Annotated in this window: 5 protein-coding genes; 4 read left to right on the top strand and 1 reads right to left on the bottom strand. The window is 52.9% G+C overall.

The window, feature by feature from the left end; translation table 11 throughout:
* Window positions 1-317 precede the first annotated feature (317 nt).
* The gene (locus AC0YN3_RS32845) at window positions 318-1,049 is read right to left on the bottom strand and encodes a helix-turn-helix domain-containing protein (RefSeq protein WP_475779027.1); all 732 of its coding nucleotides are present in this window, start codon (window positions 1,047-1,049) and stop codon (window positions 318-320) included.
* On the opposite strand from AC0YN3_RS32845, the gene AC0YN3_RS32850 reads away from it, so the two are divergent.
* From AC0YN3_RS32850 to AC0YN3_RS32865, 4 genes are all read left to right on the top strand, one after another.
* Window positions 1,033-1,311 carry a hypothetical protein gene (locus AC0YN3_RS32850; RefSeq protein ID WP_475779028.1) on the top strand — a complete coding sequence of 93 codons (279 nt, stop codon included), beginning with the start codon at window positions 1,033-1,035 and terminating at the stop codon, window positions 1,309-1,311. The genes AC0YN3_RS32845 and AC0YN3_RS32850 overlap by 17 nt on opposite strands.
* 117 nt (window positions 1,312-1,428) lie before the next feature.
* Window positions 1,429-1,650 (top strand): hypothetical protein, encoded by a 222-nt coding sequence (locus AC0YN3_RS32855; protein ID WP_475779029.1) that lies wholly within the window; start codon window positions 1,429-1,431, stop codon window positions 1,648-1,650.
* 443 nt (window positions 1,651-2,093) lie between these two features.
* Entirely contained in the window at window positions 2,094-11,051 is an 8,958-nt protein-coding gene (locus AC0YN3_RS32860; protein WP_475779030.1) for a glycosyl hydrolase, read from the top strand.
* 233 nt (window positions 11,052-11,284) lie between these two features.
* Complete coding sequence (locus AC0YN3_RS32865; protein WP_475779031.1) at window positions 11,285-12,334, top strand: LacI family DNA-binding transcriptional regulator; 1,050 nt, start codon at window positions 11,285-11,287, stop codon at window positions 12,332-12,334.
* Window positions 12,335-13,452 lie beyond the last annotated feature (1,118 nt).

A 13,452-nucleotide genomic window follows, 5' to 3' on the forward strand; every position in this document is an offset into this window, starting at 1 on the left:
GGGATTCCAACCTTTTCAAGTTGATTCAAAGGAATCCCTGAGCAATGACGATCGGAAGAACATTTAATGTGCAGTTTATGCGCAGTTTGCCGTTTAGCCTAAATAACAATGAGTATATTGCATCGGTATACGGAGCATTTAAATGATTCTGGAGAAGCGTCAGCGGTCGTTTTTGTGAAGGGATTCCAACCTTTTTAAGTTGATTCAAAGGAATCCCTGAGCAATGGCGATCGGAAGAACATTTAATGTGCAGTTTATGTGTGCAGTTTATGTATGCAGTTTGCTCTTTAACCCCATGCCCCGCGTCCTTGCACGATTTATTCTGCATTGTAATTTTTCTGGTATTGCCGAGGCGTTAGACCGGTCCACTTCTTGAAGGTTGAACTGAAGTGGCGTTCCTCCTGGTAGCCAACAAGCTTGGAGACCGCGTATATTTTGTAGCTTTGACGAAGCAATTCCTTGGACTGCTCAACCCGGTATTGATGAAGGTAGTCGAGGAAATTGACGCCAAGCTCCTGCTTGAAGAGCGAGCTGAGATAGGAGTTGCTGACGAACGTCTCCTTAGCCGCAAGCTCAAGCGTAAGGTTGGTGTTGTATCTTTGCTTAATAAGCTCGATGGTGGCGTGAACCGTACGGTGGAGCGACTTTTGGTTCGATACGGCCTCGACGATGCTTTGCACGATTTTCTGAAGCACCACGGTGCATTCATCAAGCGTCTCCATATTCGGAATTTGCTCCATCCAGTTAACGAAGCTGTCCTGCCACTCTATGAATGCGACCTTGCGTTCCTTGGCGAGTTTCTGCAGCTCGAGAATCAGGCTAGTCGACCGTAAGTGCACTTCAGCCTTGGAATAGCTGGAGCTGGCGCGAATATGGCACATACTCGCCTCGATGGCGTCGACGGCCTGCTCGCACTGCTCATTCTGAAGCGAGAATAGCAGCTCCTTCTCCAGCCGGTTGAGAAACGCGTCCTCCAAAATCGACGTTTTCGCTGTCTGCTGTTTGTCTGCTCCGGCGTCAACTGGGGGCTCATTGGCACAGCTGAACATCGCCTGGAAAACGTCGCAAAACATGACGCAGTACAACAATATCGATCCGGCTCCAGAGACGGATGAGGGAATTATCAACCAACAGGTCGGCGAAATGGCCAATGAGTATTTCGGTAAAATCCTCTTCGCGAAGGATGATGCGGAGGTGCTCAAGCTCATTGAGGAAGCGAAGAAGACTACAACCGATCTCGGCTTCGACAAGGTTAACGAGTTCCGTACGGCGAGATGGCAGGAAAACCTGGCATTGATCAACGGAAAATAAGCAGGGCCGGTTCAGCTGGCTCATTCAAGAAAAGGGCTGCTTTGTTGCGGATTTATCCGCAGCGGGGCAGTTTTTTTATTTTTATATGCGGGGCGCAAAAATGGGGCTTAGTGGAGATTGGCTGCATATGCCGCGGTGTTTATTCAACATATTTCAACTTATGGGATGGAGGAAGAAGTCGCAGTGAAAAACTACATGGATAATGGCATGAGTCGATTAAGCTTGGATTCCCAATTAATCGACAAATACCGCGCCGTATCTTACTATCATCTCGACTTTATTAAATTTTATGGCAAGCATTTCAATTATATTAATTTATATAAAAGTAATTATGTTTAAATTTGTTGTTTACAAAATAACAGGTCGGTTATATAATCTATTTGAAAATGTAAGCGTGTTCAAAAAGTTAAAAAGGTTGAAATTGGGATGAATTGGGGGATGGGGAATGTGCAAAAAGGCCATAGGATGGCGCGGCTATGGCTGTAACGCTGTTAAGTCGGCATGTTCAGGGAATGCAGGCAATGGCAACAAAGGATAAGAGCCAAACGCAAGTGACTGGATTGGGGAGAAGACGGCGATTGAACAGACAGCCGAGGGATCCAATGAGCCGTTTGCTATCAGCGTGGCATGAATGGCGGGTCCCAAGACACCGGACCCATGGACGGAGAACGCGCTTGAAGGACCGGCTCCGCGTCAACAGTCCGTCCGAGCTTAGCGGCCAGCACGAATGTCGTCAGACGGATGCTCGATTTTAGAGATTTGAACAAAGGAGTGTTACAGGTATGCAAAGAAAACGAAGGCTTTCGATGGGATTATCGCTTTTACTGTCACTAATTATGGTGTTCGGGATGCTCGGAGATGCAGTCGCCGTGCTTGCCAGCGAGGAGCCCTCTGCACAGATCGAAGTGCTGGCAGGCGATGACGCTGTATCCGAGCTGGAACAAACAGCCGAGTCTGCGAGCGTATTCGGGCTTAGTGCGGTACAGCCAAGCAGCTTGGGAGATTTGGGCGATGATTTTAAAATCGTGTTGGATAATTATAACGAGTCTTCTGCAAGCGATTACAATCTTAACCCGAGCGCTGGCTCCATATCCTTTGTCGACTCCCCGTTCGGCCAAGGGCTGGGCAAGGCGATGCAATTTTCATATAACCTAAGCCAAGGCTATAACGGCGTTATCCATCGCAGGGATGTTGGCGGCCTGCCGCTGAACGGCGCGTGGAAAGGGCTGTCGGCCATCGAGCTATGGGTGCAGCTCCCTGCCCCGGCACAGAATCCTATTTTGCAGCTGAACATTGGCGACGCGTGGCCGGGTACCTCTTACGAGGTTGACCTAAAGAAGTACGCGGGCTTCGACAGCGGCAGCGCGGACCCGCAGCATTTGGTCATTCCCGTTGATCAATTTTTGCTGAAAGGAGGTACCGCTAAACTCCCGAGTACGGAAAACGTCATTTCGTTTTCGATGTATTTGGGCGGTTCAGGAACGGGGAATGCCTTCCTTGACGAGGTGAAGCTGATCTTTGCGGAAGAAGCAGCGTTAGACGATTTCGAAGTCTATGCCGATGATGCTGCGCTGTCCGCAGCTTGGGTATCCAATCCATCCGGCGGATCTAATGCTAAGACGCTCGTCGCATCCGCCTCCGCTGGCGGGGGCAAAGCAATGAGCTTCGCGTATGACGCGGCTGCGTTCAACGGCGTAGGCTATACCGGCGCGGTCAAGTCGGTTGCCGGACAAGACTGGACGGGGACCGGCGGCATCGGCATGTGGTTTACCAGCGACGGGCTGGGCCAGGATATTTTGCTGCAGATTACGAGCGGGTCTAATTCAGCCATGGAAGCGCATTTGAATGAGCTCGGCAGCTTCGATCCTGCATCGACGGAGCCGCAATATTTGATCATTCCGATCGCCGCGTTCAAACCAAAAGCCGCAGGCATGGCGTTGGAACCGAAGGCTGTGACCGGGTTCGGCTTATACGTGAACAAGACGTCTGAGCTGTCGGCATCCTCGAACTTGGTGCTAGACCATATCGTGCGATATGTGCCCGCTGGGTCTAAACCGGTAGGCAGCGGTGAGGTTACGTTTACCAGCACGACCCTGACGGCGCAAGGAAGCGATAACCTGTTGAAGGTATTGAACGCGAATGCTGACGTCAGCGACGGCGGGCGGTTGGTAGGCGTCTCATTCGAGAGCAGCAACCCAGCCGTTCTGGCGAATACGGAGGGTTACGCGTACAAAGGAGTCTTTCAATCCGCCGGAACGGTGCGCGTAAAACTGAGCTCGGTGCTCGCGCAAATAAACGGCGCGGTGAAAGAGATAGCTATTAATGGAGAAATAACGATAGAAGTATCTAATCTGGAAGCTTCTGTTGATGTATTGGCCTATTTGAGCCAGCTTTCGGGAAATGGGCTGCTAACGGCCATGCACAACAAAGAGCCGAATACGAACCCTCGTGAGTCTACCGACAGGATTCTCAGCTCGACAGGCGTAACGCCGGCAATCTGGAGCGGGGACTTTCTGTACCAGGCCCGTGACGTGGCAGCTAGGCAGACGATGATCGATGAGGCGATACGCCAGTGGAACGACGGTTCGCTCGTCAATATTATGCTGCATGTAGCCCCGCCTAATCGGACAGTGGAGCAGGAGAAGGCCGGCAGCAAATGGGATGACCGTACGGCGGTTGCCAATCAGGATGGCGTGCAATCCTACCTGAGCGAGGCGCAGTGGCAAAGCCTCATTACAGACGGCGGGGAGCTGAATGAGAACTGGAAAAAGCGGCTGGATGAATATTACCGGTACTTGGCGCAGTTGAAGAACGCTGGCGTAACCGTCATGTTCCGTCCTTTCCACGAAATGAATCAGCATGTGTTCTGGTGGGCAGGCAATCCGTCCTATACGAAAGCGCTCTACCGATTGACGCATGATTATCTGGTCGACGAGAAGGGTCTGGACAATTTGATCTGGGTGTGGGACGTACAGGATCTGCCGGCTGGTTACGGAGATGCTTATGGGTACGACGCAGCGGATTGGTCAGCCTTCGATCCAGGCGAAGCCTACTGGGATGTTTTTGCGCTTGATGTGTACGATGCGGCAGGCTATACCCAGGCTAATTACGACAAGGCGGTTGCCGCAGCGGGCGGCAAGCCGATGGCCATCGGCGAGTGCTGGGTCCTTCCGACGCAGGCAGAGCTTGCGCAGCAGCCCAAATGGGTATTCGCCATGCCTTGGGCAGGCGATACGTTTAACGAAAATTCGGCGGAAGCGATCAAAGCCTTTTATCAAAGCAATCTGGCGATCGGGGATACGCCGAGATTCCAGACCCGCCGGGTCGGAGACTCGGACATCGAGAACTTTGACGGCTATGCAAGCCAGGCTGCTTTGTCGGCCGAGTACCAGCGTGATTCGGGCGGCGGCAGCAACACGGTCGCTTTGCAGTCCTCGCCTTTCAACGGAGGCGGCGAAAGCGGGCTTAGCATGACGTATAACACAAGCAGCGCTTCGGGCTACTCCGGAACGTTCCGCAGCTTGAATATGGACATCACTGGCGCAAAGGCGATCAAGATGTGGTTCAAGGGCAACGGCAACAGCGGCCAGACGGTGCTCGTGCGGCTTAAGTCCGGGGCGGCCGGCAGCTGGTTCGAATTTGATCTGCTCGATCTGCGCGGCTATGACGCCACCTCGAAGCAGGCTCAGTATTTGGAAATACCGATTGAGGCGTTTAAGCCGCTTGAAAAAGGGACCGAGCTAGACTTGGCAAGCATCAGCGGACTAGGCTTCTATGTCAAAAAGCTGGGCGGCGAGCATCGCAGCGGAACGCTGCTGTTCGATAGCGTTTCTTATTCAACGCTTGCGCCCGCAAAGGAAGCCCCGCGCTTTAAGGTAGCTTTCCAGCAGACCGATTGGACGGCTACGGGCAATGATACGCTTATTTCATTATTGAAGCGAAACACATCGGTTACTTCGCTCGTATCGGGCAATGCCGGCGATGCGCCTTCGATTTTCCAAGTGCTGTATACGAGCAGCAGCGAAGACATTTTAAGGAATGACGGTCTATTTTCCTCAAAAGGCGTATTCCGAGGCGAAGGTAAAGTCGAAGTCATGATCAAGCAGGTGACCATCTATTCCGGCAATAAGCAATATGCAATTGACGTGAATCAGGCGGTGAGCATTGACGTCGGCAAGCTCGCGGAGCCCGTCAATATACTGGCTTATTTGAAGGCTTTGACAGGGAAGGGGACGCTATCGGCCATGCACAACAAAGAGCCGAATGAGAGGCCGCGCATAACGACCGATCGCATCATGGAAACGACGGGAGTTACACCCGCAATCTGGAGCGGCGACTTTCTTTTCCTCAAGGATGATGTAGCGAACCGGCAAAAAATGATCGATGAGGCAATCCGGCAGTGGAATGACGGAGCGCTTATCAACCTGATGTTCCACGTAACATCCCCGGTGCGGACGGTTGCCGAGGAGAAGGAGGGCGCCGATTGGTCGGGAAGCAGCAATGCGGTTCAAACCAATCTGACGGCTGCCGAGTGGGAAAGCCTGCTTACGGATGGAGGAGAGCTGAACGGCAATTGGAAGCTGCGCCTGAACGAATACGCAGCGTACTTGCAGCAGCTTGAGGATGCGGGTGTCGTTCCGATGGTACGCCCTTTCCATGAAATGAATCAGCACGCTTTCTGGTGGGCGGGAATTCCGGAGAATACCGCTGCGCTCTATCGCTTAACCAAGGATTATTTGGTCAACGAGAAAGGGCTCGACAATTTGATCTGGATGTGGAACGTTCAGGATTTCGACAACCGCCTGAACTGGAACGACTATAATCCGGGCAACGCGTATTGGGATATTTTGACGCTGGATGCTTACACCAACGGGCTTGGAAGCCGAGGCGAGCAATATTACGAGCAGATGAAGCAATATGCTGCGGAAGCAGGCGGGAGTGACGGTCCGAAGCCAATCGGCATTGGAGAGAGCTTCAAGCTGCTGAATGCGGCCGGTATCGCAAAGTATAGCGATTACGTCATGATGATGCCTTGGGCGGACGATGCCTGGGTATATAACACCGATGAGGAGCTCCGCGGATTCTACAAAAACACGCTGTCTATTGTGGATACGCCCGTTTTTGCCTCTACGGTTGATGGCGGAAGCGGCGTCGGGACCGAAACGTTTACTTTCGACCTGGTCACGGAGGTTCAGAACTGGGGGCAAAACGTAAAAGGCGTCGTCATCGATATGGGCACGGAGATGAACGCGGCGGATCTTGGTCTTCATACGTTCGAGGTGAGCGCGAAGCATGCGACAAGTTCGGGCGAGGCAGCGTTTGACGGCTTGCGCACGATTACGAAGGCTTACGTCAACGACAGCGGCCAAATGACAGGAACAGGTACCGCTACCGGTCGATATGCCATACTGGAATTCAAAATGGGGCGCGATCTCGCGGAAGCCTCGACTACCGCATGGGATAGCGTCAATCGGCTGACCACGCTGCTGACGCTGGATTACGCCGTCAAGCAGAAGTCCGCATTCGGCACCAAGCTGGCCCACAACAGCAGCTACGTGTTTAAGAACCAGAACAATTTAATCGTGGATGAGTTTAAGCAAGGGACTTATAGCGATGATAACGGCGATCATGCCTATAATCTGTTCACGCCGAAAGACAAACAGGCAGGCCAAAAGTATCCTTTAGTCGTTTGGCTGCACGGCAATGGCGAGAGAGGCTCTGTCGGCGAGATGCCGCTTTTATCCGGCAAAGGCGCGGTTGCTTTCGCCGAGCCTGCTGCGCAAGCAGCCTATGGCGGCATGTACGTATTAGCGCCGCAGTTCAGCGCTGCCCACGGCGCCAGCGACGATATTGTCGATGGGGCGAATGCGCTCGTGAAACAGCTGCTCGCAAGCGACAGCCAAATTGATCCTTCGCGAATCTATTTGCTTGGCGGATCGGCAGGCGGCACAAGGGTTTGGAAAATGCTGCTTCAAGAGCCCGGGCTATACGCTGCCGCAGTTCCGATCTGCAGCACAACTACGGTACCCGGCAATTTGAATTTATCCGCAGGAGACTATGACAAGCTGACGAAGATTCCATTGTGGCTGTTCCATGCCGCTAATGACGGCACGATCGGCGCGGCCAACAGCCGCAAGGCTTATGAGGAGCTGTCCAGCCGCCAAGCGAACGTGAAGTATACCGAGTTCGCGAATATGGTTTACAATGGCGTCACTTATGACGGCCATCAATCATGGGTGCCGGTTCTGGACAATTATTATGACGAAACATACGGCGTCAGGACGTTCGATTGGCTATTCGCGCAGACGCTGGAAGGCGAAGTGGGCAATTATCGCATGGTTCTGGATGATTTCTCCTCCTACGCAAGCAGCGCAGAGCTCGAGAGTGCGTATGCCCGCAATACGAATGGCGGTGCCAATACGATTGAATTGGTGAAGTCGCCGTTCGGAGCAAGCCTGAACAATGCGATGACATTCACGTATGCGTTCACGAATGGCTACTCGGGCCGCTCGCACCCGGTGAATGGGTACTGGCCAGGCCTGAAGGCTATTGAACTATGGATTCAGAACGATGCTTCCGGACAGGATATTTTGCTTCAATTGTCGGATGGCGCATCCTATGAGCTGCATCTGAATCAGTTCGCGGGCTTTGACGCAGCTTCTACAGCGCCGCAGCATCTCGCCATTCCGATTGAGGCATTCAAGCGGAAAGAGGGTAGCGGTACGCTGAACACGAAAGGGATCGTTAGCTTTGCCCTCTATGTGAATCAGGTTGCCGGAGGCGCGGGCGGCACGTTGACGCTTGACGAGATCAGTCTCGTTTTTGATCAAAAGCCGGATCTTCCTGAAATTGCTTTTGAATCGACTAATGTACAGGCGGATGGTGTCGGAAACCTGATTTCACTGCTAAACAGCAGCGCTACCGTGCCAAACGGGGGGAAAATCGTACAGGTGAGTTACGAATCGACGAACGAAGCCGTACTGCCTAACCGATCTGGCTTTGTTCCGAAAGGGGATTTCCTGAGCGAAGGCGGCACAAGCGTTAAGCTCAAGCAGGCTAAGCTTTATTGGGATGGGACAACGTACACGATCGATGTTAACGCCGAGCTGCAAATCAACGTAAGTCAGCTGCCGCAAGCGGTGGACGTCGTTCAGTATTTGAACGACTTGACCGGCAAAGGAATGCTGTCTGCCATGCATCACGACCAGTCCTATGCGAATCCGGGCAGCAACGACGTGCTGCATCAGAGGGTAGCGAATGAATTCGGCGTTTATCCGGCGCTGTACAGCGCGGACTTCCTGACAGGCGGGACGGTGCAATTCCGCCAGAATATGATTAATGAGGTTATTCGTCAGTGGAACAACGGAAATCTGGTTCAGATTATGTTCCATGTATCGCCTCCGCAATATACGGTGCAGCAGGAGTCCGAGGGCAACTGGGGCGGAGACCAGGCACATGAAACGATGCCAAGTCCTAACCGCATTTTTAGCTACTTGTATAATGACCAGTGGAAAGAGCTAATGACGGAGGGGACGCCGCTCCATACGAACTGGAAGCTGCGGATGGATGAATATGCGAAGTATTTGCAGCAGTTGGAAGACGCGGGCGTAACGATTATGCTGCGGCCATTCCATGAGATGAACCAGCATGTATTCTGGTGGGGCGGACGCCCGGGCGAAGAGGGCAGCGCGGAGCTCTATCGCATGTTCCACGATTACATGGAGAAGGAAAAGGGTCTTTCCAACATTGTTTGGGTATGGAACGTTCAGGACTTGCCGGATGATTACGGCTTTGCGGACGGCGATGCCAAGTTCGACCGCTATGAGGGAATTGACGGCGGGCTTGCGGAGTATGATGCGAATGATTGGAACAGCTTCAGTCCGGGCAAAGATTATTACGATGTGCTCTCCGTTGATTTCTATGATGTTGGCGGGTATGCCACGCGTTATTATGAGCAGGCGAAGCGAATCGCCGAAGCCGATGGCAAGCCGCTGATCATAGGAGAAACGTTCGTCTTCCCGACGCAGGCGGAGCAAGCCGCGCAGCCTAATTGGACGATTGCGATGCCATGGGGAGTTCGGACATGGAATTACAATACGATGGAAGCGATGGCGGAGTTTTATCGGAACAGCATAGGCACCGAAGGCATGCCGCGTTTTACGACGCGCGACAATACGGTAACGCCGGTTGATAGGAGCAAGCTTGAACAGCTGCTGGCAGAGGCTGCTCTGCTTAATGCGAGCGATTATACGTCGAGCTCTTGGGAAGCTTTGTCCCTTGCGGTTTCTGGGGCGAAGGAAGTGCTAGGCGGCAGCGGCGTGACTCAGGACGAGTTGAACCAAGCGCTGCAAACGGTAAAGGCGGCTTATGCGGGCTTGATCCGGGCAGGCGGGAGCAGCAATGGCGGTGGCGTGGCTGTTGATTCGACGATAAAAGTCGGTACGGGCAGCGAGGCTGTGTCTATTCCTTACAGCTTAATCGGAAATCATGTCGCGCTAACGATTACGGGCAGCAAGCTAAGCGAGCTTCTCGCCAAAGCTTCTGCAGAAGCAAGCTTTGATTTAAGCGCCGTAACGGGTGCTGCATCGGTGGAGCTTGGCGTCTCCGTATTGCAAAAGCTGGCCGACTCTAAGAAAGGCATGGCATTTAAGCTGCCGAGCGGGACGGTTCGTCTGGATTTCGCTGCGTTGTTATCCGTGGCGAAGCAAGCGGCAGGTCAGCGTGTGACGATTACGCTTGAAGCGGTTAACACAACCAAACTTACGGCTGAACAGCTCAAAGCGACTGGCAGCAACAAGACATACGATATTTCGATGAACAGCGGAGGACGGAAAATCACATCTTTCGAGGGTCAGTTGAACATTGCGCTGCCATACGTCTTGAAAAAGGGCGAATCGGGAGAAGGTGTAGCGATTTGGTATTTGGATGAATTGGGGAAATTGTCGAGCGTTCCGGGCCTCTACGACGCAGATTCGCAGACGATTCGCTTCTCAGTAGATCATCTTTCTTATTATGTGGTCGGTTATGACGAGGCCGCTGCATGGCGCAATCCTTTCTTGGATGTGACGAAGGAACAATGGTTCTACGAAAGCGTGTCTTATGTCGCGCGAGGCGGGTTATTCTCTGGCGTGAACGACAAAACGTTTGATCCAAAAGGCCAAATGACCCGTGCCATGCTCGTCACGGTGCTTTACCGACTAGCGGAGGAACCGGCTGCGAGGGCTAACCGCTTCACGGACGTTGCTTCCGGAAGCTGGTACGAAAGAGCTGCGGCATGGGCCGATGAGCAAGACATCGTGACCGGATACGGCAACGGCCGGTTCGGACCGCAGGACGCGGTTACGCGCGAGCAGATGGTCACGATTCTTTATCGCTACGCGACGCTTCGCGGCTACGCGGATGCGAATGCCGCAGGTGCCGCGATTGCAGGCGTATTGCCGCAAGTGGCGGAGGCATTTGTGGGGGCAGGATTGGAAGGAATAGACCAAGAGGCAGTTACGGGAGCGGGAGCGGAAAGGAAAGAACATGCAGTTACGGACGTAGTGCCGCAAGCGGCGGAGTATTCCGCATTTGCAGATATGGTACAGGTTTCCGATTGGGCGCAGGAAGCCATGCACTGGGCGGTTGAGGCACAGCTCATCACCGGGAAGACTGGCGGCGTGCTGGATCCGCAGGGCGAATCAACCCGTGCTGAGGTTGCAGCACTTCTGCATCGGTTTGCTGAACGAATTGTTCAGTAAACGATCTTAATTTGAATAAAGTACGCTGAACAAGCCGTGGGCATTACGCTCGCGGCTTGTTCGCGTCCAGTACAGGCTGAATCTAAGAGAAGGGAGTAACGGGTGTTTTTAGTCAGTTGAGGTGCAATTAGCTGAAATTAATGAGATATTGTAGTTTTTTTATTGAAAAATGTTGAAAAAAGTTCTATTGTTTAAATTAGAGTACGGCAGTTGAAAGGACGGAACCGCAGGACATGAAAAAAATTACGCTGCAATTAATCGCTGATGAGCTGGGCGTGTCCAAAGCGCTCGTATCCAAGGCATTGTCTAATGATCCCGCTGTTAATGAAGTAACCAAGGAAACGATATGGGCAAAAGCGGAGGAAATGGGCTATCGCATGAAATCCTCGCGCAAGACGATTCCAGCCTCACGTACGGGCAATCTTGCGGTACTGATGCCGCGTGCATATCTGGACGACATGGAGTATTGGGGCAAGGTTATACACGGTATCGAAAAAGAGCTCGCTAATCATAGCTTCAGCATGATTCTCTCGAGCATTGATATCTCGTTGTCGCCGAAAGAGGGTTTGCCTTCGAGTATCTACGAGAAAAAGGTGGACGGAGCGATCGTCATGGGCCATCTGCCGGACAGCTATATCGAAGCATTGGCGGCAACTGATTTTCCTTATGTGATGGTTGATGCAAATCTACTGGAGTCATCGATTGACCATGTGCTCGCTAACAACTTTCTTGGCGCTTATCAGGCTACGAACCATCTGCTTGAATCCGGCCATGTGAAGCTGGGCTTCGTTGGCGATGCGGATACATCATGGAGCTTTCGGGAGAGAAGCCGGGGCTTCGAGGAAGCGATTCGTGATTTCAATCGTAAAAGCACGAGCAACGCCACGGCGGTTACGATTGAAGGCATCGGAGTAAGCGGCACGGGTATGTACGTGGCGGCAGAGTTTGCGAAGGTGCTTAGCCGATTTGTAAAAGCCGATCAGCCGGTGACCGCGCTGTTCTGTGCGAATGACCTTACGGCATTCGAATCACTGAAGCTGCTCAGTGATTGGGGTATTGGCTGCCCTGGAAATATTTCAGTCATCGGCTTTGACGATTTGACGCTGACGGAAATCATGTCCCCAAAACTTACCACGGTACGCGTGCCTAAAGCTGATATCGGCAGTCGCGCTGCTCAAATGATTTTGCGGCGCATCGAGAACCCGGACGTCACGCCGGAGCATGTACTGCTGTCTACTCAGCTAATCAAACGCGCATCAGTAGGTTCACTGAACAAGGCATAGCTGTAAGCGCAAATAGGTTCTTACAGCCTCTAAACTAACCAGTCAGAGCGTCTGTAAGAACCAATAGGTTCTTACAAAGCCTCCGCGCCTACCCATACCCCCACGAAAAGTAGCTCCGCGCCTCCGCGTGCCCCACCAAAAGCAGCTGTAAGCGCACATAGGTGCTAACAGCCTCCAAACTAACCAACCTTAGCAGCTGTAAGAACCCATAGGTTCTTACAGAGCCGCGGCGCTTCCCTGTGCCCCACGAAAAGCAGCCGTAAGCGCAAATAGGTGCTAACAGCCTCCAAACACACCAACCTGAGCACCTGTAAGAACCCATAGGTTCTTACAGAGCCGCGGCGCTTCCCCCGTGCCCCACGAAAAGCAGCCGTAAGCGCACATAGGTGCTAACAGCCTCCAAACACACCAACCTGAGCAGCTGTAAGAACCCATAGCTTCTTACAGAGCCACAGAGAGTCTCCGCGCTCACTGGTGACTTCACGAAAAGCAGCTCCGCGCCTCCGCGTGCCCTACCAAAAGCAGCTGTAAGCGCAAATAGGTTCTTACAGCCTCTAACCCAATCAGCCTGAGCGCCTGTAAGAACCTATAGGTTCTTACAGAGCCGCCGCGCTTCCCCGTGCCCCACGAAAAGCAGCCGTAAGCGCACATAGGTGCTAACAGCCTCCAAACTAACCAACCTGAGCACTTGTAAGAACCCATAGGTTCTTACAGAGCCACAGAGAGTTTACTGCGCTCACCGGTGGCTTCACGAAAAGCAGCTCCGCGCCTCTGCGTGCCCTACCAAAAGCAGCTGTAAGCGCAAATAGGTTCTTACAGAGCCGCCGCGCTTCCCCGTGCCCCACGAAAAGCAGCCGTAAGCGCAAATAGGTGCTAACAGCCTCCAAACACACCAACCTGAGCACCTGTAAGAACCCATAGGTTCTTACAGAGCCACAGAGAGTTACTGTGCTCACTGGTGACTTCACGAAAAGCAGCTCCGCGCCTCCGCGTGCCCTACCAAAAGCAGCTGTAAGCGCAAATAGGTTCTTACAGCCTCCAACCCAATCAGCCTGAGCGCCTGTAAGAACCTATAGGTTCTTACAGAGCCGCCGCGCTTCCCCGTGCCCCACGAAAAG

The sequence above is a fragment of the Paenibacillus sp. J22R232 genome, assembly GCF_056269165.1.